This window comes from Streptomyces sp. E-08 (assembly GCF_049913095.1).
Lineage (GTDB): Bacteria > Actinomycetota > Actinomycetes > Streptomycetales > Streptomycetaceae > Streptomyces.
Genome location: NZ_CP183971.1, coordinates 3,317,906 through 3,342,906, shown reverse-complemented (window position 1 = coordinate 3,342,906; position 25,001 = coordinate 3,317,906). Strand labels below are relative to the sequence as shown.

General features: G+C 71.3%; 19 protein-coding genes. 18 read left to right on the top strand and 1 reads right to left on the bottom strand.

Annotation, left to right across the window (positions count from 1 at the left end; genetic code table 11):
- Nucleotides 1-45 precede the first annotated feature (45 nt).
- The 4 genes from ACN9MM_RS15230 (at nt 46) to ACN9MM_RS15215 (ending at nt 6,131) form a co-directional block, all read left to right on the top strand.
- The gene (locus tag ACN9MM_RS15230) at nt 46-1,227 is read left to right on the top strand and encodes a hypothetical protein (protein WP_426364121.1); all 1,182 of its coding nucleotides are present in this window, start codon (nt 46-48) and stop codon (nt 1,225-1,227) included.
- Nucleotides 1,228-1,362: 135 nt separating this feature from the next.
- Nucleotides 1,363-3,690: a HelD family protein gene (locus ACN9MM_RS15225; protein WP_426364120.1), complete on the top strand. Its 2,328-nt coding sequence runs from the start codon at nt 1,363-1,365 to the stop codon at nt 3,688-3,690.
- A gap of 416 nt (nt 3,691-4,106) precedes the next feature.
- The gene (locus ACN9MM_RS15220; protein WP_426364119.1) at nt 4,107-5,537 is read left to right on the top strand and encodes an NAD-dependent malic enzyme; all 1,431 of its coding nucleotides are present in this window, start codon (nt 4,107-4,109) and stop codon (nt 5,535-5,537) included.
- Between the two features lie 312 nt (nt 5,538-5,849).
- Entirely contained in the window at nt 5,850-6,131 is a 282-nt protein-coding gene (locus tag ACN9MM_RS15215) for an HU family DNA-binding protein (RefSeq protein ID WP_015033921.1), read from the top strand.
- 128 nt (nt 6,132-6,259) lie between these two features.
- Here ACN9MM_RS15215 and murA read toward each other — a convergent pair whose 3' ends face one another.
- On the bottom strand, nt 6,260-7,600 hold the full coding sequence (gene murA / locus ACN9MM_RS15210) for a UDP-N-acetylglucosamine 1-carboxyvinyltransferase (protein WP_329851127.1): 1,341 nt from the start codon (nt 7,598-7,600) through the stop codon (nt 6,260-6,262).
- A gap of 278 nt (nt 7,601-7,878) precedes the next feature.
- On the opposite strand from murA, the gene ACN9MM_RS15205 reads away from it, so the two are divergent.
- From ACN9MM_RS15205 to ACN9MM_RS15140, 14 genes are all read left to right on the top strand, one after another.
- The gene (locus tag ACN9MM_RS15205) at nt 7,879-8,439 is read left to right on the top strand and encodes a YqgE/AlgH family protein (protein ID WP_382855183.1); all 561 of its coding nucleotides are present in this window, start codon (nt 7,879-7,881) and stop codon (nt 8,437-8,439) included.
- A gap of 28 nt (nt 8,440-8,467) precedes the next feature.
- Nucleotides 8,468-8,755 (top strand): DUF3039 domain-containing protein, encoded by a 288-nt coding sequence (locus ACN9MM_RS15200; RefSeq protein ID WP_015033918.1) that lies wholly within the window; start codon nt 8,468-8,470, stop codon nt 8,753-8,755.
- Nucleotides 8,756-8,997: 242 nt separating this feature from the next.
- A complete protein-coding gene (locus ACN9MM_RS15195; protein WP_426364118.1) occupies nt 8,998-10,353 on the top strand; it encodes an extracellular solute-binding protein in 1,356 nt (451 codons plus the stop codon).
- Between the two features lie 5 nt (nt 10,354-10,358).
- A complete protein-coding gene (locus ACN9MM_RS15190) occupies nt 10,359-11,306 on the top strand; it encodes a carbohydrate ABC transporter permease (RefSeq protein ID WP_426364117.1) in 948 nt (315 codons plus the stop codon).
- Complete coding sequence (locus ACN9MM_RS15185) at nt 11,303-12,151, top strand: carbohydrate ABC transporter permease (RefSeq protein ID WP_426364116.1); 849 nt, start codon at nt 11,303-11,305, stop codon at nt 12,149-12,151. The genes ACN9MM_RS15190 and ACN9MM_RS15185 overlap by 4 nt, the downstream gene beginning before the upstream one ends.
- 4 nt (nt 12,152-12,155) lie before the next feature.
- Entirely contained in the window at nt 12,156-13,793 is a 1,638-nt protein-coding gene (locus tag ACN9MM_RS15180) for a beta-N-acetylhexosaminidase (protein WP_426364115.1), read from the top strand.
- Nucleotides 13,794-14,041: 248 nt separating this feature from the next.
- Complete coding sequence (locus ACN9MM_RS15175) at nt 14,042-14,917, top strand: FAD binding domain-containing protein (RefSeq protein WP_382855194.1); 876 nt, start codon at nt 14,042-14,044, stop codon at nt 14,915-14,917.
- A complete protein-coding gene (locus tag ACN9MM_RS15170) occupies nt 14,914-16,458 on the top strand; it encodes a 2Fe-2S iron-sulfur cluster-binding protein (RefSeq protein ID WP_426364114.1) in 1,545 nt (514 codons plus the stop codon). Before ACN9MM_RS15175 ends, ACN9MM_RS15170 begins: the two co-directional genes overlap by 4 nt.
- Entirely contained in the window at nt 16,455-18,776 is a 2,322-nt protein-coding gene (locus tag ACN9MM_RS15165) for a xanthine dehydrogenase family protein molybdopterin-binding subunit (protein WP_426364112.1), read from the top strand. Before ACN9MM_RS15170 ends, ACN9MM_RS15165 begins: the two co-directional genes overlap by 4 nt.
- A gap of 119 nt (nt 18,777-18,895) precedes the next feature.
- Entirely contained in the window at nt 18,896-19,351 is a 456-nt protein-coding gene (locus ACN9MM_RS15160) for a hypothetical protein (RefSeq protein WP_426364111.1), read from the top strand.
- Between the two features lie 92 nt (nt 19,352-19,443).
- Nucleotides 19,444-20,910, top strand: coding sequence for a WXG100 family type VII secretion target (locus tag ACN9MM_RS15155; protein ID WP_426364110.1), 1,467 nt, complete (start codon nt 19,444-19,446; stop codon nt 20,908-20,910).
- Between the two features lie 17 nt (nt 20,911-20,927).
- A complete protein-coding gene (gene mycP, locus ACN9MM_RS15150; protein ID WP_426364109.1) occupies nt 20,928-22,172 on the top strand; it encodes a type VII secretion-associated serine protease mycosin in 1,245 nt (414 codons plus the stop codon).
- A 50-nt stretch (nt 22,173-22,222) separates the two neighbouring features.
- Entirely contained in the window at nt 22,223-22,645 is a 423-nt protein-coding gene (locus ACN9MM_RS15145) for a hypothetical protein (RefSeq protein WP_382855209.1), read from the top strand.
- Nucleotides 22,646-22,681: 36 nt separating this feature from the next.
- Complete coding sequence (locus ACN9MM_RS15140) at nt 22,682-25,000, top strand: hypothetical protein (protein WP_426364108.1); 2,319 nt, start codon at nt 22,682-22,684, stop codon at nt 24,998-25,000.
- The last annotated feature ends 1 nt before the right edge of the window (nt 25,001 follow it).

Here is a 25,001-nt window from a genome sequence, read left to right as displayed (position 1 = left end):
ACTGAAAGGGGTGACCCTCCCGGACCGACCAGAGGAGGGATCCGGATGGTCCATCCCGGAGAACCCGTCGCCATCCCCGCCGACGCGTACGAGGCACTCGAATCCCTGAGGGCCGCCTTCAACCGTCTGCTCCCCGCCGAAGCGGCCTTCGGCGTCGGGCTGAAGAGGATCGGTGACGACTACGTCGCCGAACCCTCCCTGATCGTCTATCTCCCCGAGAAACTCCCGGCTGACCGGCTCCCGTCCGAGACGGTGATCCCGGCGCACTGGGAGGGGTACGCGACGGACGTGGTCGAGAGCCGCCCCGAGCCGGTGGCGCTCGTCGACGACACGAGCTTCGTCGACCCGCCGCGGGGCGGCATCGACATCGGGTGGGAGGACCCGTTCGAGGTACACGTCGGAACGCTGGGCTGTGTGGCGCAGCTCCGCGGCGACGGGGCGAGGCGGCTGCTCACGGCCGACCACGTCACCCCGGCCCCCGGAATCGAGATGTTCCAGCCGCACCCCCTGACCGCGCAGAGCACGCTCCTCGGCACCGTCGAAGCCCAGGGGACGGACTGGGACGCCGCCCTCCTCGTCACGGACCCGGGGCGGGGCGTTCCCGCCTGCTCGGTGCGGGACGTCGGACCGCTCCGGGGCTCGTCCACCGTGACCGTGGGGACCCCCGTCAGGAAGCGCGGCCGTACGACGGGGCTCACCCTCGGATTCGTGGTGGCCCACATCCCCGACCCGCCCGGCCAGGTCGGGCAGGCCCGGATCCGGATCGACACCTTCCCGCCCGGCGGGCTGTTCCTGTGGCACGGGGACTCGGGCTCCGTCGCGGTCAACCTCTCCGACGAGGTCGTCGGGCTGGTGGTGCAGGCGGACAACCTGCAGACGGACGCGAGCGGCAACCCGGTCGCGGCCGTCGGCATGGCCCTCCCCATCCAGCCGGTCCTCGACGAGCTGTCCGTCGAGATCGGGGTGAGTCCGCCGGCGATCTCCCGGATCAGTCCCGACACGGCGGCGGGCGTGCTCGCGGTGGGAGGCAAGGCCGAGATCGACGGGGCCGGGTTCGACGCGGGGACCCGGGTCACCTTCAACGGCGTCGACGCGCTGAGCGTCGTCCCCGCCTCTCCCCGAAGGCTGGTGGTGGTCCCTCCGTTCCTGGGGATCCTCGGGACGGTGCCGGTCGTCGCGACGAACGCGTTCGGCGAGTCGTCGGCGGCGAGCAGCTTCACCTACTAGTCAGGGGCGCTCCCGAGCTCGTCAGGGGCGCTTCCGATGCGCCTCCTGCGCCCCTGAGTCGACCACGCCTGACACGAGACCCCCCGGTGGCGTACGCTCGACGGCTGCCCAGTGCACGTGAGAAGGGGGCCTTAGGTGGCCGCGCAGGAAGCCGTGGACACGGTCAGAGACCGTGAGATCGGTGTCGAGCAGGAACATCTGGATCAGGTCTACCGCCGACTGGAGGAGAAGATCCACGAAGCGGAGTTCCTGATGAACGACGCCGCCCAGCGGGGCCAGGTCGGCACGCCCGGCGCCCTCGCAGAGCGGGACGCCCAGGTCTTCCGGGCCGGCATCCACCTCAACCGTCTCAACAACGAGTTCGAGGACTTCCTCTTCGGCCGGATCGACCTTCTGTACGGGAAGGACGGGAAGAAGGGTCCCGACGGGGCCTACACGTCCGTCGAGCCCGCCGAGGACGCCGTACGGTCCGACAACACCGCCGACATCGGCGAGACCCTCCACATCGGGCGGATCGGAGTCCTCGACTCCGACTACGCCCCGCTCGTCATCGACTGGCGCGCGCCCGCCGCCGCGCCCTTCTACCGGTCCACGCCCGTCGACCCCGGCCGGGTCGTGCGCCGCCGCGTCATCCGCTCCAAGGGCCGGCAGGTCCTCGGCGTCGAGGACGACCTCATGCGCCCCGAGCTGCGCGCCACGCTCGACGGCCGCGAGCTGCCCGTGATCGGCGACGGCGCCCTGATGGCCGCGCTCGGCCAGGCCCGCAGCCACACCATGCGGGACATCGTCTCCTCCATCCAGGCGGAGCAGGACCTCGTCATCCGCGCGCCCGCCGCCTCCGTGACGTACGTCGAGGGCGGGCCGGGCACCGGGAAGACGGCGGTGGCGCTGCACCGCGCCGCCTACCTGCTCTACCAGGACCGGCGGCGGTACGCGGGCGGCATCCTGATCGTCTCCCCGACCCCGCTCCTCGTCTCGTACACCGAGGGCGTCCTGCCCTCCCTCGGCGAGGAGGGCCAGGTCGCGATCCGCGCCGTCGGCTCGCTCGTCGACGGCGCCGAGGCCACCGCGTACGACGAGCCGGCCGTCGCCCGCGTCAAGGGCTCCTCCCGCATGGTCCACGTGCTGCGGAAGGCCGCCCGGGGTGCCCTGGAGACCCCCGCGCCGAAGGTCCAGCCCGAGCTGGGGGAGGAGGAGCCCGTCTCCGCCGGCACTCCCACCCGGCTCCGTGTCGTCGCCTTCGGGCGGCGCCTCGAGCTGGAGGCCGACGACCTCCGTCGCATCCGCCACAACGTCCTCGGCGGCACCGCCCCGGTCAACCTGCTCCGGCCGCGTGCCCGCAGGCTCCTCCTCGACGCGCTGTACTCCAAGTCCGGCGCCGTCGGCCGGCACAGCGACCCCGAGCTCGCCGCCGAGCTGCGCTCCTCCTTCGACGAGGACGTGTCGACCGAGGACGCGTTCCTGACGTTCCTCGACGCCTGGTGGCCCGAGCTCACCCCCCGTCAGGTCCTCGACGCGATGTCCGACGAGCGGCGGCTCGGCCGCTGGGCCCGCCGGATCCTCAACCCGGGCGAGGTGCGGCGGCTCGCGCGGTCGCTGCGCCGCCGGGAGCTCTCCGTCCACGACGTCGCCCTCCTCGACGAGCTGAACACCCTGCTCGGCGCCCCGGCCCGGCCCCGCAAGAAGCGGGAGTACGACCCGCTGGACCAGCTCACGGGTCTGGAGGAGCTGATGCCGGTACGGGAGGAGACGCAGCGGGAGCGGGCCGAGCGGCTCGCCGCGGAGCGCACCGAGTACGCGCACGTGATCGTCGACGAGGCCCAGGACCTGACGCCCATGCAGTGGCGGATGGTCGGCCGCCGCGGCCGGCACGCCACCTGGACGGTCGTCGGCGACCCGGCGCAGTCCTCCTGGTCGGACCCGGACGAGGCCGCGGAGGCCCGGGACGAGGCACTCGGCTCCCGGCCGCGGCGCCGCTTCGAGCTGACCGTCAACTACCGGAACCCGGCGGAGATCGCCGAGCTCGCCGCGAAGGTCCTGGCGCTCGCCATGCCGGGCAAGGAGTCGCCGCGCGCGGTCCGCTCGACGGGCGTCGAACCCCGCTTCGTGACGGTCCCGGCCAAGGCGGATCTGGCTGAAACCGTACGGTCCGAGGCGCAGCGGCTGCTCACCGACGTGGACGGCACGGTCGGTGTCGTCGTCGCCATGAACCGGCGCCGTGAGGCCGCCCGCTGGCTCGCCGACCTGGGCGACCGGGTGGTGGCGCTCGGTTCCCTGGAGGCGAAGGGCCTGGAGTACGACGCGACGGTGGTCGTCTCGCCCGCGGAGATCGCGGACGAGTCGCCGGCCGGTCTGCGGGTGCTCTACGTGGCCCTGACCCGGTCCACGCAGGCCCTGACGGTGCTCTCGGGCGACCGGGACATGCCGGACGGGGCCGGGGTTCCGGACCTGCTGCGGGACTGAGCCGCTCAGGACCGCGGGCGGGAGCGGGCCGGTCAAGACCGCAGGGCTGATTTCCGGTCAACCTGTGGCGCTGGAATCACCAGCCAGGGTGGTTTGTTAGCCTTGTCGTGGCACCGGCTCGATCCAAGCCCCCGGGCCCAACCTTCGTCCCTCAGAGGGACCACTTGCCGCGAGGCGAGCATGGCGGGTCGGTGCCACTTAGACATACGTACGAAGTTGAGGCCCCTGTCACCTCCGGTGACGGGGGCCTCTTCTGTTTCCCCATGGGTTCTCGTATGGTGGAAACTACTTTCCGAAAACAAAATGACCGCATTACCTGCTACCGGCAGGTAGGTGCGACCATCGGAGGGCGCCGCCAGGGCAACCAGCCGGGGCGGCGTAGCAACGAAGCTCAGGGAAAGCAGAGGAACTCGGCCATGGCAACGGCGCCCAGCGTCTCGTACTCGATGACGGTCCGGCTGGAGGTTCCCGCGAGCGGAACCGCGGTCTCCCAGCTCACCACGGCGGTGGAGTCCCACGGCGGATCCGTCACCGGCCTCGACGTGACCGCCTCCGGCCACGAGAAGCTCCGCATCGACGTCACCATCGCCGCGACCTCCACCGCGCACGCCGACGAGATCGTCGCGCAGCTGCGCACCATCGAGGGCGTCGTCCTCGGCAAGGTCTCCGACCGTACGTTCCTGATGCACCTCGGCGGCAAGATCGAGATGGCGTCGAAGCACCCCATCCGCAACCGTGACGACCTCTCCATGATCTACACCCCGGGCGTCGCCCGCGTGTGCATGGCGATCGCCGAGAACCCCGAGGACGCCCGCCGCCTCACCATCAAGCGCAACACCGTCGCGGTCGTCACCGACGGCTCCGCCGTCCTCGGCCTCGGCAACATCGGCCCGATGGCCGCGATGCCGGTCATGGAGGGCAAGGCGGCCCTGTTCAAGCGCTTCGCCGACATCGATGCCTGGCCGCTCTGCCTCGACACGCAGGACACCGACGAGATCGTCGCGATCGTCAAGGCGATCGCGCCCGGCTTCGCGGGCATCAACCTGGAGGACATCTCCGCGCCCCGCTGCTTCGAGATCGAGGCCCGGCTGCGCGAGGCGCTCGACATCCCCGTCTTCCACGACGACCAGCACGGCACCGCCATCGTCGTCCTCGCCGCGCTCACCAACGCGCTGCGCGTGGTCGGCAAGGGCATCGGCGACGTACGGGTCGTCATGTCCGGTGCCGGCGCCGCCGGTACGGCCATCCTCAAGCTGCTGATCGCGGCCGGTGTGAAGCACGCCGTCGTCGCCGACATCCACGGCGTCGTGCACGCGGACCGCGAGGACCTGGTGGAGGCCGCCCCCGGCACCCCGCTGCGCTGGATCGCCGACAACACCAACCCGGAGGGCGTCACCGGCACCCTCAAGGAGGCCGTCGTCGGCGCGGACGTGTTCATCGGCGTCTCCGCGCCGAACCTGCTCGGCGCCGAGGACGTCGCCGCCATGGCGGAGGGCTCCATCGTGTTCGCGCTCGCGAACCCGGACCCGGAGGTCGACCCGGCCGCCGCCCGGCAGACCGCCGCCGTCGTCGCCACCGGCCGCTCGGACTTCCCGAACCAGATCAACAACGTGCTGGTCTTCCCGGGTGTCTTCCGCGGTCTGCTCGACGCCCAGTCCCGTACGGTCAACACGGAGATGATGCTGGCGGCGGCGTCCGCCCTCGCCGACGTGGTCACCGAGGACGAGCTGAACCCGAACTACATCATCCCGTCGGTCTTCAACGACAAGGTCGCCGGCGCGGTCGCCGGCGCGGTCCGGACCGCGGCGAAGGCCGCGGGCTCGGGCGCGGCGCCGTCCGGGCGCTGACGGCGCGTCGCGATTCGCGGAGCCGTAAACCCGCCTTTAGGGTGGCTTTTCGGCTCCGCGTGGTTTTCGTGGTGTCGACAGAACGTCACCACCACGGGGCTCTGGCGCTTTTCGTGTGACCCGCGGGGGTGCCGGATTGGCGTTCCCGCCGCTGGTGGGGGCAGGATGCGTGTTTGGGCGCGAGGGTCTGTCATTTGACCCGGGTCCGGGGACTGTCCGAGGGCCCTGGCAGCATCGGCTTCGCTGTACCCAATCGCGCGGCTTCCGCCGCGTGGCACGCCTCACAGGCAAGAAGAACACGGGAGTAACAACATGAACCGCAGTGAGCTGGTGGCCGCCCTGGCCGACCGCGCCGAGGTGACCCGCAAGGACGCCGACGCCGTGCTGGCCGCTCTCGCCGAGACCGTCGGTGAGGTCGTCGCCAAGGGTGACGAGAAGGTCACCATCCCCGGCTTCCTGACCTTCGAGCGCACCCACCGTGCCGCTCGCACCGCTCGTAACCCGCAGACCGGCGACCCGATCGACATCCCGGCCGGCTACAGCGTGAAGGTCTCCGCGGGCTCGAAGCTCAAGGAAGCCGCCAAGGGCAAGTAAGGCAGCCTGTAGGCGCCGAAAGGGCGGCCACCCTGTCAGGGGGTGGCCGCCCTTTCGTTCGTGCCCGTACGGGGCGCGTGACGCCTTCACGGGCCCCGTGAAGGCGTCACGGGGCCCGCGTGCGGTGCCTAGACCAGCGCGCTGCCCGGGAGCTCGACCTTCGCGCCGAGCTCGACGAGCTTCTCCATGAAGTTCTCGTAGCCGCGGTTGATCAGGTCGATGCCGTGCACCCGGCTCGTGCCCTGGGCCGCGAGCGCGGCGATCAGGTACGAGAAGCCGCCGCGCAGGTCGGGGATGACCAGGTCGGCGCCCTGGAGCTTCGTCGGGCCGGACACGACCGCCGAGTGCAGGAAGTTCCGCTGGCCGAAGCGGCAGTCGGAGCCGCCCAGGCACTCGCGGTACAGCTGGATGTGCGCACCCATCTGGTTGAGCGCGGAGGTGAAGCCGAGCCGGGACTCGTACACCGTCTCGTGGACGATGGACAGGCCGGAGGCCTGCGTCAGGGCCACGACCAGCGGCTGCTGCCAGTCCGTCTGGAAGCCGGGGTGCACGTCCGTCTCCAGGGCGATCGCGTTGAGCGAGCCGCCCGGGTGCCAGAAGCGGATGCCCTCGTCGTCGATCTCGAAGGCGCCGCCGACCTTCCGGTACGTGTTGAGGAAGGTCATCATCGAGCGCTGCTGGGCGCCGCGCACGTAGATGTTGCCCTCGGTCGCCAGCGCCGCCGACGCCCAGGAGGCCGCCTCCAGGCGGTCCGGGAGCGCCCGGTGGGTGTAGCCGTCGAGCTTGTCGACACCGGTGATCGTGATGGTCCGGTCGGTGTTGATCGAGATGATCGCGCCCATCTTCTGCAGGACGCAGATCAGGTCCTCGATCTCGGGCTCCACGGCCGCGTTCGACAGCTCGGTGACGCCCTCGGCGAGGACGGCGGTGAGCAGCACCTGCTCGGTCGAGCCGACCGAGGGGTACGGCAGGCGGATCTTGCAGCCGCGAAGGCGCTGAGGGGCCTCCAGGTACTGGCCGTCCGCCCGCTTCTCGATGGTCGCGCCGAACTGGCGCAGCACGTCGAAGTGGAAGTCGATGGGCCGGCCGCCGATGTCGCAGCCGCCCAGGCCCGGGATGAAGGCGTGGCCGAGGCGGTGCAGCAGCGGGCCGCAGAAGAGGATCGGGATGCGCGACGAACCGGCGTGGGCATCGATGTCGGCCACGTTGGCGGACTCGACGTGCGTCGGGTCGAGGACGAGCTCGCCGGGCTCCTCGCCGGGGCGGACCGTCACTCCGTGCAGCTGGAGCAGCCCGCGGACGACGCGGACGTCACGGATGTCGGGCACATTGCGCAGGCGGCTGGGGCCGCTGCCGAGCAGGGCGGCGACCATCGCCTTGGGCACGAGGTTCTTCGCGCCGCGGACGCGGATCTCGCCCTCCAGCGGGGTTCCGCCGTGGACAAGCAGGACATCGTCTGTGCCGGTCATGAATCTCGCGTTCCGAAAGTGGGGTCCGACGGGTGGCCAGTGAAAAGGGTAAGGGGCCATGAGACCCCGATCGGATGCCTCGGGGGGCCTGTCAGATGTAATGAATTCGGCACAACACCCTCTGTTCCCGTGATCTTGCGGAGCGTCACCGTCCGCTTGTTCTCGCGGGATACCCCGCCGCCGTGACCGTGCCCCTCCCGAACCGCGCTGGTCCCCGGCTTCCCCGCATCCCGTCCGACAACCCCCGCGAACGACGAAGATGCGGGATCATGTGTCGCATGACCGAGGTGTCCTCGCTCACAGGACGGCTGCTCGTGGCCACCCCCGCGCTGGCGGACCCCAACTTCGACCGCGCGGTGGTCCTGCTGCTCGACCACGACGACGAGGGGTCGCTCGGCGTCGTCCTCAACCGGCCCACACCGGTGACCGTCGGCGACATCCTCGCGCCCTGGGCCACCCTCGCGGGCGAACCCGGCGTCGTCTTCCAGGGCGGCCCCGTCTCGCTCGACGCGGCCCTCGGCCTCGCCGTCATCCCCGGCGACGAGGGCCCCCTCGGCTGGCGGCGGGTGTACGGCGCGATCGGCCTGGTCGACCTGGAGACCCCTCCCGAGCTGCTCGGACCGGCGCTCGGGTCGCTGCGGATCTTCGCGGGGTACGCGGGCTGGGGCCCCGGCCAGCTGGAGTCCGAGCTCGGCGACGGGGCCTGGTACGTGGTCGAGTCGGAACCCGGCGACGTGTCCTCGCCGCGCCCCGAGACGCTCTGGCGGCAGGTGCTGCGACGGCAGCGCGGCGAACTCGCGATGATCGCGACGTACCCGGACGACCCGTCCCTCAACTGAGCCCCGGCTTTCAGTACCCTTGGCGGTTATGAGCACTCTCGAGCCCGAGCGCGGGGCAGGTACGGGAACCCTCGTCGAGCCGACGCCGCAGGTGTCCCACGGTGACGGCGACCACGAGCGCTACGCCCATTACGTCCAGAAGGACAAGATCATGGCGAGCGCGCTCGACGGCACGCCCGTCGTGGCGCTGTGCGGAAAGGTCTGGGTGCCGGGGCGCGACCCCAAGAAGTACCCGGTCTGTCCGATGTGCAAGGAGATCTACGACTCCATGGGCGCCGGCGGTGGCGACAAGGACAAGGGCGGCAAGGACAAATAAGCGGGTCCTGACGTCGGGGACGGCCCCCGTCGTGCGTACTTCGGTACGCACGACGGGGGCCGTTCCGCGTCTCCGGGTCCTCCGTGCGCCGTTGCACGGGGTGCTTTCGCCGGTCACGGAGTGGTTGAGGTGGTCGAGACCTCTTGTCGGCCCGCCGGAGGCACGCCTAACCTCACGCGTGTTGTGCAGCACGAAACGCACATTGCACATGATGCAACGCATGCATTCGGAGGGGATCCGCCATGAAGTCCGCCCTGAAGCTTCCCGCCCTCCCCCGAGCTCTCGGCTCCGCCCGAGCAGGGGGGACCCCCGTCACCGCCCTGGCCGCCGCACTCCTGCTGGCCGGTCTCACCGCCACCGCCTGCGCGCCCCAGACGTCCGGCGGCGCGGCCGCGGCCGACGACAAGAGCGGGACCCTGCGCGTCTGGCTCTTCCAGGAGGTCGGCAACAAGCCCAAGGAGCAGGTCGTCCAGCAGGCCGTCGCCGCCTTCGAGAAGAGCCACGCGGGCGCGAAGGTCGAGGTCGAGTACATCCCCGTCGAGACCCGCGCCCAGCGCGTCAAGGCCGCCTTCAACGACCCGAAGTCCGCGCCCGACCTCATCGAGTACGGCAACACCGACACCGCCGGATACGTCGAGGACGGCGGACTCGCCGACATCAGCGCCGAGTTCGCCGCCTGGGACGACGCCAAGGACACCGACCCCACCGCCCGGCAGTCCGTCACCGTCGGCGGCAAGGTCTACGGCGCCCCGCTCTTCGTCGGCGTCCGCGCCCTCTACTACCGCACCGACGTGTTCCAGGAGCTCGGCCTCACCGCCCCCAAGAGCCAGGCCGAACTCGTCTCCACCGCCAAGAAGATCCGCAAGGCGAAGCCCGAGCTGTACGGCATCGCCGTCGGCGGCGCCTACACCTACGGCGCCATGCCCTTCGTCTGGGCCGCCGGCGGCGAACTCGCCACCGCGAACGGCGCCACGTACAAGGCCGCCGTCGACAGCGAGGCCGCACGCAAGGGCATCAGCACGTACACCTCGCTCTTCGGCGACGACAACTGCCCGGCCGCCAAGTGCGCCCAGATGGGCGGCAACGCCACCGTCACCGCCTTCGCCTCCGGCAAGGCCGGCATGGCCATCGGCGGCGACTTCAGCCACGCCGCCGTCGAGGCCGGCGCCGTGAAGGGCAAGTACGCCGTCGTCCCGCTGCCCGGCACCACCCCCGGCTCCATCGCCCCCGCCTTCGCCGGCGGCAACAACATCGGCGTCCTGAAGAGCACCTCCCACCGCACCCTCGCCATCGACCTCCTCAAGTCCCTCACCGGCAAGGAGACCCAGGGCAGGCTGTTCGACGCGATGGGCTTCCTGCCCACGTACACCGACGTCCGCACCGCCGCCGCCCAGCGCCGGCCCTTCGTGAAGCCCTTCATCGACACCCTCGGCGCCGGCACCCGGTTCGTCCCGGCGTCCCCCGGCTGGGGCCAGATCGACGCCTCCCTCGTGCTGCCCACGATGTTCCAGGAGGTCGTCAGCGGCCGTAAGGACGTCGCGACGGCCTCCGGCGACGCCGCGAAGAAGATGGACGCGGCGTTCGCGGCCGCGGGCTGAGCCGCATGACGACGACCCAGCTCACCCGCCCCGCCGAGCCGGTGAAGACAGCCCCCCGGACCCCCCGCGCCCCCCGGCGCACCAGCCCCTGGACCCCCTGGCTCTACCTGCTGCCCGCCCTCGCCGTCCTCGGCGGACTCCTCGTCTACCCCGTCTACCAGCTCGGCCTGATCTCCTTCCTGGAGTACACCCAGGCCCAGGTCAGCGGCGGCGAACCGACCTCCTTCCAGGGCTTCGCCAACTACACCGCCCTCTTCGGCGACCCCCAGTTCCGCCAGGTCCTCCTCGCCACCGTCGTCTTCGCCGCCGCCTGCGTCGTCACCACCCTCGCCGTCGGCTGCTCCCTCGCCGTGCTGCTCACGCGCGTGCGTGCCCTGCCCCGGCTCGTCCTGATGCTGGCCGCGCTCGGCGCCTGGGCGACCCCCGCCGTCACCGGCTCCACCGTCTGGGTCTTCCTCTTCGACCCCGACTTCGGCCCCGTCAACCGGCTGCTCGGGCTCGGCGACTTCTCCTGGACGTACGGGCGGTACAGCGCCTTCGCCCTGGTCCTCCTCGAAGTCGTCTGGTGCTCGTTCCCGTTCGTGATGGTGACGGTGTACGCCGGCATCCGGGCCATCCCGGCCGAGGTCCTGGAGGCCGCCGCCCTCGACGGCGCCTCGCAGTGGCGGATCTGGCGCTCGGTCATGGCGCCGGTGCTCCGCCCGATCCTGGTCGTCGTCACGATCCAGTCGATCATCTGGGACTTCAAGCTCTTCACCCAGATCTACGTGATGACGAACGGCGGCGGCATCGCCGGCCAGAACCTCGTCCTCAACGTGTACGCCTACCAGAAGGCCTTCGCCTCGTCCCAGTACAGCCTGGGCTCGGCGATCGGCGTCGTCATGCTGCTGATCCTGCTGGCCGTGACGCTGGTCTACCTGCGCCTGCTGCGACGCCAGGGAGAAGAACTGTGACCACCTCCCGTACGTTCCGCATACGGCGACCCGGGCGCCTCGCCGCCGAGGCCGTCACCCTGCTCGTCGCCGCCGCCGTCGCCTTCCCGCTGTACTGGATGGTCCTCTCGGCCCTCAAACCGGCCGGCGAGATCCAGTCCGCGCACCCCCGGCCGTGGACGCTGTCCCCGTCCCTCGACTCCTTCCGGCGCGTCTTCGACCAGCAGGAGTTCGGCCGGTACTTCGTCAACTCGCTGATCGTCGCGGGCACGGTCGTCCTCGCCTCGGCCCTCATCGCCTTCCTCGCGGCGACGGCCGTCACCCGCTTCCGCTTCCGGTTCCGGACGACGCTGCTCGTCATGTTCCTCGTCGCCCAGATGGTGCCGGTCGAGGCGCTGACCATCCCGCTGTTCTTCCTCATGCGGGACTTCGGCCAGCTCAACACCCTCGGCTCGCTGATCCTGCCGCACATCGCGTTCTCGCTGCCGTTCGCGATCTGGATGCTGCGCGGCTTCGTGAAGGCCATCCCGGAGGCGCTGGAGGAACAGGCCCAGATCGACGGCGCGAGCCGCACCCGCTTCCTGTGGCAGATCCTCTTCCCGCTGGTCTTCCCCGGCCTCGTGGCGACGAGCGTCTTCTCGTTCATCTCGACCTGGAACGACTTCCTCTTCGCGAAGTCCTTCCTCATCAGCGACACCTCGCAGTCCACCCTGCCGATGGCGCTGCTCGTCTTCTTCAAGCCCGACGAGAACGACTGGGGAGGAATCATGGCCGGGTCGACCGTGATGACGATCCCGGTGCTCGTCTTCTTCGTACTCGTACAGCGCCGCCTGGTCTCGGGACTCGGCGGGGCGGTGAAGGACTGACGCGATGACTCACTCCATGGACCTGATCCCGGCGCCGCTGTCGGTCGAGCACCGGGGGAGCGCCCCCGGGTGCGTCACGCTCGACGAGCGCACCACGCTCGACGCGGGCCCGGGCACGGAATCCACCGCCCGCTGGCTGAGGTCCGCCCTGGGCGCCGCCACCGGGCTGTCCTTCGCCGACGGCGCCGGGCCGCACGCGATCCGGCTCAGGATCGGCGCCGAGACCGGGCGCCCCGAGGGCTACCGGCTCACGGTCGGCGGCCCCGACGCCGCCGTCGCCATCGAGGGCGGCGGCCCCGCAGGAGTCTTCTGGGGCGCCCAGACCCTCCGTCAGCTCCTCGGGCCCGACGCGTACCGCAAGGCGCCCGTACGGAAGGAACCAGCCCGGGACCTGCCGTACGTGACGATCGAGGACGCGCCCCGCTTCGGCTGGCGCGGCCTCCTCCTCGACGTCTCCCGGCACTTCCTGCCCAAGGACGACGTCCTGCGCTACCTCGACCTCCTCGCCGCCCACAAGCTGAACGTCTTCCACTTCCACCTCACCGACGACCAGGGCTGGCGCATCGAGATCCTGCGCCATCCGAAGCTCACCGAGGTCGGCGCCTGGCGCGCCCGCACCAAGTGGGGACACCGGGCCTCGCCGCTGTGGACCGAGACCCCGCACGGCGGGTTCTACACCCAGGACGACATCCGCGAGATCGTCGCGTACGCCGCCGAGCGGCACATCACCGTCGTCCCGGAGATCGACCTCCCCGGCCACGCGCAGGCCGCCATCGCCGCCTACCCCGAGCTCGGCAACACCGACGTCGTCGACACAGCCGCCCTCACCGTCTGGGACACCTGGGGCGTCAACCCGAACGTCCTCGCCCCGACGGACGCCGTCCTCCGCTTCTACGAGGGCGTCCTCGAAGAGGTCCTCGGCCTCTTCCCGTCCACCTTCGTCCACATCGGCGGCGACGAGTGCCCCAAGGACCAGTGGAAGGCCTCCCCGGCCGCACAGGCCCGCATCAAGGAGCTCGGGCTCGCCGGCGAGGACGAGCTCCAGTCCTGGTTCATCCGCCACTTCGACCGCTGGCTCGCCGCCCGCGGACGCCGCCTCATCGGCTGGGACGAGATCCTGGAGGGCGGCCTCGCCGAAGGAGCGGCCGTGTCCTCCTGGCGGGGGTACGCGGGCGGGATCGCCGCCGCCGAGGCCGGCCACGACGTCGTCATGTGCCCCGAACAGCACGTCTACCTGGACCACCGTCAGGCGCCGGGCGACGACGAACCGATGCCCATCGGATACGTCCGCACCCTGGAGGACGTCTACCGCTTCGAGCCCGTCCCGCCGGGCCTCGCGCCCGAGGCCGCCGCCCACATCCTGGGAACCCAGGCCAACGTCTGGACCGAGGTCATGGAGAACCGCTCCCGCGTCGACTACCAGGTCTTCCCGCGCCTCGCCGCCTTCGCCGAGGTCGCCTGGTCCGCGCTCCCCGCGCCGGAGGCGCGCGACCACGCCGGTTTCGAGCGCCGCATGCGCACCCACTACCGGCGCCTGGAAGCACTCGGCGTCGACCACCGCCCGCCCGCCGGACCCCACCCCTGGCAGCGGCGCCCGGGGGTCCTCGGCCGCCCCCTGGAGGGCACGCCCCCGAACGTGTGAGGGGCCCGGCGCCGCCGGTCACCCAAGAGCGTCGAAACGGAAGTTACCGCCCCACCCGGTGCGTTCCGGACGGAACAGTCCTTCGCGGACCCTCGCGCCGGACTCCTCGGAAGATGTGCCAGAGTTGCCACGTCCGGCCTGTGAGCACGTACGGTACGCCCACACGCAGGCACGTCGTACCGCCCGCTCGCAGGCGCGACGGCCGGGCACAGTCGGGGACCACCGGGACACCGGGAAGGGGCAGCGGGTTGACCACGCACGCACCACAGACGGCGCAGTCCGTGACGCTGCCCGCCTCGCTCGACGAGGCCGTGGCGGCGCTCACGGCCATGCCGGCCGCCGTGCCCGTCGCCGGCGGCACCGACCTCATGGCCGCCGTCAACAAGGGCCAGCTCCGCCCCGCCGGACTCGTCGGGCTGAGCCGCATCAACGAGATCCGCGGCTGGCAGTACCAGGACGGCCACGCCCTCCTCGGCGCGGGCCTCACCCACGCCCGGATGGGCCGCCCCGACTTCGCCGCCCTCATCCCGGCCCTCGCCGCCGCCTCCCGCGCCGCCGGGCCGCCCCAGATCCGCAACGCGGGCACCCTCGGCGGCAACGTCGTCACCGCCGCGCCCACCGGCGACTCCCTGCCCGTCCTCGCCGCCCTGGAGGCCGACCTCGTCGTCCTCGGCCCGCTCGGCAGCCGCGAGATCCCCGTCTCCCACCTCCTCGCCGGCCGTGACCTGCTCGCCCCCGGCGAGCTCGTCGCCTTCGTCCGCGTCCCGCTGCTCCACGCCCCCCAGGTCTTCGTCAAGGCCACCGGCCGCACCGGCCCGGCCCGCGCCACCGCCTCCGTCGCCGTCGTCCTCGACCCGGCGCGGCGCGGCGTGCGCTGCGCGGTCGGCGCCGTCGCGCCCATGCCGCTGCGCCCGCTGGAGGCGGAGCGCTGGATCGCCTCGCTGGTGGACTGGGACAACGACCGGGGGCTCGCCCCGGAGGCGCTCGCGGCCTTCGGCGAGTACGTCGCCGCCGCCTGCATCCCTGACCCGCCGGGCGACGAACAGTTGCCCCCGGCCGTACTGCACCTGCGGCGCACCGTCGCCGCACTCGCCCGACGGGCACTGGGGAGGGCACTCGCGTGAGCAGCGACGACCAGCACGACCAGCACGGGTACCGGGGCGGATGGGAGCCCCTTCCGCAGAGCGAGGGGTACGACGGCGACGCCACCGCCTTCGTCCAGCTCCCGCCCGACTTCATGCTGGACGGCGTCCCCCTGGAGGCGCCGGGCCACGGCTACGTGCCGCCGATGATCACTCCGCTCCAGCCGCTCGCCCCGTCCCCGGCGACGGACCCGGCGGCGACGGGCAGCTGGACGGTGCACGTCCCGACCGAGGCGCAGCAGACGCAGTACTTCACGGGCGGCGAGTTCGGGGACGGTTCGTTCCGGGACCGTGAGTTCGGGGACGGTTCGCTCCAAGGCGGCTCGTTCCAGGACGGTTCGTTCGAGGACGGTTCTTTCCAGGACGGTTCCTTCCGGGGCGACTCCTTCCGGGGTGGTGAGCACTTCCAGCCGCCCGCGTACGTCGAGAACGTCGTCGAGCACCTCGACCACGCGGAGCCGGACCAGCAGGACCAGCAGGACCCGCAGGACCCGCACGCGACGGCCGAGTGGCGTTTCGAGGAGGCCGTGGCACCGGCCGCCGACCCGGGGGCCACGGGCCAGTGGCAGATCCCGGCCGTGGCCGAGGCGCCCCGGCAGGAGGGGGCCGAGCCGGAGGTGGCGGTGACGCCGGCCTCCTACGCCGAGGCTCCCGCGACGCTGCCGGGCGGCGCGCCCGCGCCCTGGGCGCTTCCGGAGGAGCCCGCGGCGGAGTCGGGGAAGGCCGTGGAGCCCGAGGAGTCCGCGGGGTCCGCGGAGGCTGCCGGGAACGGTGCGGAGGAGACGGCTCCGGAGGCCGAGCCGGACGTCGCACCGGATGCCGCACCGGACGTCGTGCCGGACGTCGAGGCTGCGGAGGCCCAGGCCCAGGCCCAGGTCCCGGCCACGGCCCCGGAGGCGCAGGCCCCGGCCCCCGCCCCCGTGCCCGCGCCCCCCGTGGACGCGTCCACGGACAGCGACGAGCACCCCCACACCTCGTACACCCTGCGGGTCAACGGCACCGACCGCCCCGTCACCGGTTCCTGGATCGGCGAGTCGCTGCTCTACGTCCTGCGCGAGCGCCTCGGCCTCGCCGGGGCCAAGGACGGCTGCTCGCAGGGCGAGTGCGGCGCGTGCAACGTGCAGGTCGACGGCCGGCTCGTGGCCTCCTGCCTGGTGCCCGCGGCGACCGCCGCCGGCAGCGAGGTGCGGACCGTCGAGGGCCTCGCGTCCGACGGCGAGCCCTCGGACGTGCAGCGGGCGATGGCCCGCTGCGGCACCGTCCAGTGCGGCTTCTGCATCCCCGGCATGTGCATGACCGTGCACGACCTCCTGGAGGGCAACCACGCCCCCACGGAGCTGGAGACCCGCCAGGCCCTCGCGGGCAACCTCTGCCGCTGCTCCGGCTACCGGGGCGTGCTCGACGCCGTCCGCGACGTCGTCGCCGAGCGCGAGGCCGCCGCCTCGGCCGGCGCGCCCGAGACGGCCGGCGAGGCCCGTGTCCCGCACCAGATTCCCCACCCGCACGACGGAGGCATGGCGTGAGCAGCGACGCGACCACCGCCGCTCCCACGGCTCTCGACACCCCCGGGGGCCCCGGACAGGAGCCGGCCGCGCACGGCCTCGGCACCTCGCTCCCGCAGGCCGAGGCGCGGGCGAAGACCGAGGGCACGTTCCCGTACGCCTCCGACCTGTGGGCCGAAGGGCTGCTCTGGGCCGCGATCCTGCGCTCGCCGCACCCGCACGCCCGGATCGTGTCGATCGACACCACGGCCGCGGCCGCGATGCCGGGCGTCCGGGCCGTGGTGACGGCCGCCGACGTGCCGGGCGCGGCCACCTACGGGCGGCGGGTCGCCGACCGGCCCGTCTTCGCCTCCGAACTGGTCCGGCACCACGGCGAGGCCCTCGCGGCCGTCGCCGCCGACCACCCGGACACGGCCCGGCTCGCCGCCGCGGCGATCGACGTCGAGTACGAGGTGCTCGACCCGGTGACGGACCCGGAGAAGGCGTTCGAGGCCGAGGCGCTGCACCCCGACGGGAACCTGATCCGGCACATCCCGCTGAGCTTCGGCGACCCGGAAGCGACGGGCGAGATCGTCGTCGAGGGCCTCTACCGGATCGGCCGCCAGGACCCGGCGCCGATCGGAGCCGAGGCGGGCCTCGCCGTGCCGCGCCCCGACGGCGGAGTGGAGATCTACACGGCCTCCACCGACCCGCACACCGACCGCGACCTGGCCGCCGCCTGCTTCGGGCTGCCGCCCGGGCAGGTCAAACTGGTCGTCACCGGAGTCCCCGGCGCCACCGGCGACCGCGAGGACCCGGGCTTCCAGATCCCGCTGGGGCTGCTCGCGCTGCGCACCGGCTGCCCGGTCAAACTCACCGCCACGCGCGAGGAGTCCTTCCTCGGCCACGCCCACCGCCACCCCACCCTGCTGCGCTACCGCCACCACGCGGACGCGGAGGGGCGCCTGGTGAAGGTGGAGGCGCAGATCCTGCTCGACGCGGGCGCGTACGCGGACTCGTCGTCGGAGTCGCTCGCGGCGGCCGTGGCCTTCGCCTGCGGCCCGTACGTGGTGCCGCACGCCTTCGTCGAAGGCTGGGCGGTCCGCACCAACAACCCCCCCTCCGGCCATGTGCGGGGCGAGGGCGCGATGCAGGTGTGCGCGGCGTACGAGGCCCAGATGGACAAGCTGGCCGCGAAGCTGGGCGTGGACCCGGCCGAGCTGCGCATGCGGAACGTCATGGCGACGGGCGACATCCTGCCCACGGGCCAGACGGTGACGTGCCCGGCCCCGGTGGCCGAACTGCTCGCCGCCGTGCGGGACTTCCCCCTGCCCCCGCTGCCGAAGGACACCCCGGAGGGCGACTGGCTGCTGCCCGGCGGTCCCGAGGGCGCGGGCGAACCCGGGGCGGTGCGGCGGGGCGTGGGCTACGCGCTCGGCATGGTGCACATGCTGGGGGCGGAGGGCACCGACGAGGTGTCGACGGCGACCGTGCGCGTCATGGACGGGGTGGCCACGGTCATCTGCTCGGCCGTGGACACGGGCTCGGGCTTCTCGACCCTCGCCCGCCAGATCGTCCAGGAGACCCTCGGCATCGACGAGGTCCACGTGGCCCCTGTCGACACCGACCAGCCGCCGGCCGGACCGGCCGCCCACGGCCGCCACACCTGGGTGTCGGGCGGGGCGGTGGAACGGGCCGCGAAGATGGTCCGTACGCAGCTTCTCCAGCCGCTGGCCCACAAGTTCGGCATGTCGACGGAGCTGCTCCAGATCACGGACGGCAAGATCACCTCGTACGACGGCGTCCTGTCGACCACGGTCACGGAGGCGATGGACGGCAAGGAACTCTGGGCGACCGCCCAGTGCCGCCCGCACCCCACCGAGCCCCTGGACGAGTCCGGCCAGGGCGACGCGTTCGTCGGCCTCGCCTTCTGCGCGATCCGCGCGGTCGTGGACGTGGACATCGAACTCGGCGCGGTGCGCGTGGTGGAGATGGCCGTCGCGCAGGACGTCGGCCGCATCCTGAACCCCGCCCAGCTCGCCGCCCGCATCGAGGCGGGCGTCACCCAGGGCGTGGGCGCGGCCCTCACGGAGAACCTCCGCACGGCCCGTGGCCTGGTCCGGCACCCCGACTTCACGGGGTACGCACTCCCGACATCCCTGGATGCCCCGGACATTCGCATCGTGAAACTCGTCGAGGAACGCGATGTGGTGGCCCCCTTCGGCGCGAAGGCGGCGAGCGCGATCCCGGTCGTCACCTCACCCGCCGCAGTGGCCTCAGCGGTACGAGCGGCGACGGGCCGCCCGGTCAACCGCCTCCCGATCCGCCCCCAGGCGGCGGTCGCCGTTCCCAATTCGTAACCATGTGATGTCCGTTGCTTGTGCAACTGAGAGGTGCGGACTGTCGTCCTTCCTGACTACAGTGAACTTCTAGACTTGTTGCGGTACACGGCGTGGTGGTTCACGGGGGAGGTCGCGTCATGCGAGCAGAGTTGGATGGGATGTCGTCCGGGATGCGGACGCAGGCCGTCAAATACAGCGCCGACTCCATGCAGAAGTTCAAGCAGGGCGTCGAGGAGCTCATCACCCAGCTCCAGGGCTCCGACGCGAGCGCTCCGAAGCTGAAGTCGGACCCGGTCACGCGCACGCAGTTCGGCGGGGGCGGGGCGGCCTGGTCCGAGGCGCAGGGCGCCTACTCGGCGTACAACGAGACGCTTCACAGCCTGGTCGAGCTCTCCGGTCTGCTCAACGACTGCCTGGAAGGGCTCGGGATCGCGGTCGTCGCCTCCAAGAACGGCATGGAGGAGATGGACGACGACATCAAGCGCAAGATGATCCAGATCCACCAGCGGACGTTTGACGCCAAGGCGAAGGCGGACAAGGAGTCCAGCCACGGAGGCAACGACGCGGCCGAGGGTGACGGCTCCTTCAAGTAGGGGCGTGCGGACGGAATTTCGGGGACACGGGGAAGAGGCGAAGGATGAGGCCTGCAGAGGGCGGCGGAGGCGGCGGAACCAATTTCGCCGGCATGAAGCACGAGCAGATGCTGGCGTGGCTGGACGAGGCGAGCAGCTACTACGTGGGTGACGCGGCGCGGCGGCTGAAGACCGTCTCGTCGCAGATGGCCAGGATCGCCGAGGACCTGCGCGCCAGCATGAGGAACATGGACTGGGAGGGCGAGGCCGAGAAGGCCTTCGTCGAGTGGGCCACCAACGTGGCCAACTCGACCACGCACCTCTCGGACTACGCCGGGCGCGGATCCGTCGCGATGGAGGACAACTCGTCCGCCATCGCCTCGGCGCAGAGCGCCATGCCTCGCTACACCTCCCACGCGGCCGCCAAGGAGAACCTGCAAGCGGCGCTGAAGGCCCACAACGACCCCGACTCCCAGACCATCGCCCGCAACGCCCGGAGCGAGATGTCCCCCAGCGAGGAGCTGGCGGCCATCGAGGCGAAGGAGAAGGAGAACCAGCAGGCGGCGGCGGACGAGATGTACCGCCTCTCGTCCACCTACCAGTGGTCGAGCCTCCGCATGAAGAACGAGGTGCCGCCCACGTTCCCGCCGCCGCCGGGCGCGTTCGTGCCGGAAACGCCCGACGGCCGGGACAGCGGCTCCTACCTCGGCTCCTCGCAGGGGACCGGCCAGCGCTCCACCGGCACCGGCACCAGCACGGACACGAGTACGGGGACGCGGACCACGCATACCCCGCCCGACACCCGGACCACGCCCGACATGCCCACGGTCCCGCCCACGGGCGACCCGTCCGGTCCGACGCACGTCGTCAAGCCCGAGGTCCGGCCCGACGCACCTGTGGACCTCGGCATCGACAGCGTGCAGACCCCGCCGAAGCCGGACATCACGGTGCCGACGACGCAGTTCCCGGGCGGCCCGCCGCCGGTCACCAAGCCGGACGGAGGCATGCCTCCGATCGTGACGCCCGGCATGCCGCCGCTGTCCCCGAAGGGCGGTCCGGGCCCCCTGGGTCCCACCTCGCCCGTCACCGGTGGCACCAGCAACCCCCGGGGTCCGCTGACCGGCGGACTCCGCAACGGCCCCGGCATGCCCCGTGAGGGCATCAGCGGCGGTCGCCAGGTTCCCAGCACCACGGGCCGACCGCAGACCGGCATCCCGCGCAGCACCGTCGTCGGCAACGAGCCCACCGGACAGAACAACCGGACGGGCATGGGCCGCGGCATGGGCGGATCACACGGCATGGGCGGCTCCATGGGCGGCGCGACCGGCCAGAGCGGCATCACCGGCGGGCGGCGCCTCGCCGGCGAGACGGGCGGCGTCGTCGGCGGCAAGGCGCAGCGCGCCGGTGCCGCGGGAGGCGGGAAGCCCTTCACGGCCGGTGGCTCCGGCCTGGTGCGCGGCGGAAACGCCGCGAAGCCGGGCGAGCGCGAGGAGCAGAACGGAGAGCGTCCCGACTACCTGGTCGAGGACGAGGAGACCTGGCAGCAGGGCCGCCGCGTGGCGCCCCCCGTCATCGACTGATCAGCGCGAGGAAGCAGATGCGTACCAGCAGTGTTCGTCGGAGCCGTGCCGGAGCCACCGCCTCGGCCGCCTTGGGGATGCTGCTGGTGGGCATCGCTTCCGTTCCCGCCCACGCGGAGAACTTCCGCGCCCAGCAGTGGCACTTGGACGCCATGGGCGCGGAGGAGATCTGGCAGCTCAGCACCGGTGCGGGCGTCACCGTCGCGGTGATCGACTCGGGCGTGGACAAGTCCAACCCCGACCTGCGCGGTCAGGTACTCGAAGGCAAGGACCTCGCGACCGACGAGTCCGGCGATCAGTTCACCGACTACACCGGGCACGGCACCGGCATGGCGGGTCTGATCGCGGGAACCGGAGACCGGGACGGAGGGAACGGAGCCTTCGGTCTGGCGCCGGGCTCCAAGATCCTTCCGGTGCGCGTCTCCGGTCTCGATGCCGGCGAGGGGAGCATGGCGGACAGCGACGAGGAGTTCAATCGCGTCGTGCCGCCTGCGATCAAGTACGCAGCCGACTCGGGTGCCAAGGTCATCAACGTCTCCCTGGGAGCGGGAGCGGGTTCGCAGGCTCTCACCGATGCGGTGAAATACGCGCTGGGCAGAGGTGCGCTCGTCTTCGCATCCGTCGGGAACACCGGCGACAAGGGCAACATGGTGGAGTATCCGGGAGCGACCCCCGGGGTCGTCGGCGTCGGCGCCGTCGACAACAAGGCGAAGCATGTGTCGACGGCTCAGTACGGCTCGCAGGTCGACCTGGTGGCCCCCGGAAAGGACATGGTGCACGCCTGCGGCGGTGGCACCGGCATGTGCAAGTCCACCGGTACGAGTGACGCCACCGCCCTCGCTTCCGCCGCCGCCGCGCTCCTCTGGTCGAAGCACCCCGACTGGACCAACAACCAGGTCCTGAAGGTCATGCTCGACACCGCAGCGAAGCCCAAGGGGGGCGAGAAGCGCAGCGACTACATCGGCTTCGGCGCCATCCGCCCGCTGCGTACGCTGAAGACGCCCGGCGACCCCGGTCCCGCCGACGTCCGTCCCATCGACGACCTCACCGAGGCCGCGACCGCGACCCCGTCCGCCTCCGCCTCCGGTGCGGCGGACCCGGCCCCGTCGCAGTCCACCACCAGCCCGGCCCCCGTCCCCCAGGCAGCCTCCGCCACCGACGACGGTGGCAACACCGGCCTCTGGATCGGCCTCGGGATCGGTGCCGCCGTGCTCGTCGGCGCCGCCGTCGCCGTCACCGTCCTTCGCTCGCGGCGGAGCTGAGCCGGAACCTTCCGCCGCCCGCCGTCCGTAACTCACTCATGGGGAAGTAGATGTCGTTCGACGAGGAGTGGAGCCAAGTCCGCAGCGAGAGCGCGGCGATGAGGCTCAACAGCGTGCCCATGGACCCCGGTGGCGGTGGTGGCGGCGGGGCCAGTGACTACAAGGTGACCTCCGCCGACCTCAAGGCCATCGGCAACGAGGCCCAGGAGCTCTTCCACTGGTTCGAGCGCGACGCCTTCCACGCGGGCGCCCAGACCGACGCCGCGGCCAAGGGCCTGGACGGCGACGGGTTCCTGACGGGCTCCGCGATGTGGACGATGTGGGACACCTGGCGCGGCCAGGCCGAGGCGCTCCTCAGCGCCTGCGCGCACATCCACAACCACCTCGAAGACACGGTCATCAGCCACGCCAACCATGAAGAAGTGCTGGTCACGAACTTCTCCATGTCAGAGATCGACAAGCACTTCAACTGAGCCTGAGCCGGCAACGGCGGCTGACGAGGGAAACAGATGCTGAAGTTCGACCAGGTCCTCCACGCCCACCTGAGTGGTCTCAAGGAGGCCGTCACCGTCTGGTCGGAGACGGTGACCAAGCTGGAGAAGACCAAGGAGAAGGCGGAGACCGGTCTCCAGGGCAAGGCCGACAAGGCGGACTGGAAGGGCGAGAACGCCGGCGTGACGCAGGCGTTCGTCCGGAAGACGGCCAAGGAGTTCGGCGACGCCCTCACCGAGGCGAGCAGCATCCGCAACATCCTGCGGGACGCGGAGGGCGAGTTCACCGCCGCCAAGACCGAGCTGGAGAAGCTCGTCTCGGAGGCCCCGGGCAAGGGCATCCGCATCGACCCGGACGGCGTCGTCAGCTACCTGATCCACCCCGACCGCCGCGCCAAGGACTACGACGGGCCCAAGCCCGAGCAGGCCGACTTCGAGGCGATGCGTTCGGCGATCAAGGCCGCGATCGACAAGGCCAACAACGCCGACGACGTCGCCTCCCGCGCCCTGCGCGGACTCGTCGGCAACGACAAGATGAACTTCTCCGGCACGAACTACGACTCCCTCAAGGCCGCCTCGAAGGCGCAGGACGCCGAGGACGCGCACGCCGCCTACGAGCTGTACAAGAAGGGCGACGACGCCACCCCGGAGGAGATCGACAAGCTCAACGCGCTCTTCAAGGCCAACCAGAAGGACCCGTACTTCGCCGAGAAGTTCGCCCTGGAGGTCGGGCCGAAGGGCAGCATGGAGTACTGGGCCGACATGGGCGACCCGAGCGACGGCTCGCGGCTCGGCGTCGACCACCGCGACAAGCTCAAGGAACTCCAGACGAACTGGAGTCTGACGCTCGCCACCGCGACCCATTCCACGAGCCCCGAGATGGAGCAGTGGAAGGCCGACGTCATCAAGGCCGGCAGCGAGCCGATCCACACGCGCGGCACCAGCCCGTACGGCTTCCAGGTCATGAGCAACCTGATGCGCGTCGGCGACTACGACGACAAGTTCCTCAAGGACTACGGCAACGGGCTCGTCATCACCGAGCGGAAGATGACCCACGACGGGGCGCTGCCCGCCGACCGGGCCTGGCGCCAGCTGACCGGCGGGCCGAGCCACCTGAACTGGATGGGCGGCGATCTGGGCAACGACCCCATGATCGGCTTCATGGAAGGCCTCGGGCACAGCCCGAAGGCGTCGACGGAGTTCTTCAACGGCGACATCGATCTCACGCCCGAGAACACCAAGGACGACAAGAAGATCGACCCGTTCGACTACTTCACCAAGGACCGCGAGTGGCCCGAGGAGCTCAACGACAAGGGTGACCGCACCAAGGAGCCCGGCTACAACGCGCTCGGTCACGCACTAGAGTCCGCGACCACCGGCCACCCGTACGACGCCGACCCCGAGGGCCTGAAGGACGTACGGACCAAGGAGAACGCCGAGGTCATGCAGAAGGTCGTCGAGCGGTACGGCGACGACCCGAAGTACATGCACAAGCAGCCGGGCATCGACGACAGCCTCGGCAAGATGGGCGCCGCCTACATCGACGAGCTGAACCGTTCCCTGGAGACGGACAGCGACACGACGATGGAGGAGAAGAAGAACTCGCCGTTCGGCTTCAACGGTGCCGACGGCAAGTCCCGCTTCGGCTCCGAGTTCGACACCGGGCTGCTCTGGAACCGCGGCGACGCCGTCAACTTCATGGGCATCGTGGCGCAGAGCGAGACCGGCCACTCCACGCTCTCGGCGGCCGAGTCGCTGTACACGACGAGCGTCCTCGACCAGGTGGGCCCCAAGCCCGGCTCCACCTTCGACGACCGGGACCTCACCGACGCGCGGACCACGCTGCGGGTCGGTTCGGAGGCGCAGGGCATCCTGGACGAGACCCGTATGGCGCAGATCGACAAGGACTACGAGAAGGACTCCGAGGAGCACAAGAAGGCCGTCGGCAAGACGACCGAATGGGTCAAGTTCGGTGTCGGCGCGGCGGCGGCGGGCGGCATCGCGGTCCTGACCGGTGGCGCCGGTGGCGTACTGGTACCGCTGGCCGCCGAGACGGTGGGCGGCGCGGTCACCACGGTCATCGGCATGGAGGCCGACGACATGGCCGAGAAGTACGAGAAGGACGAGCTGCTGAAGAAGAAGTCGGACGACCTGTCGGACGAGGCGCTCGCCATGGGCAAGGAGAACTCGCTCCGCCCCGGCATCGCCTACGCCAACGCCCCCGGCTGGAGCGAGAAGGACCGGAACTACCTCGACGAGGAACTGGTCAAGTACGTCCGGGACTCGCGTCTGCACTCCCGCGACAACTCGCTGCCCGACCCGTACGAGAAGGACTGAC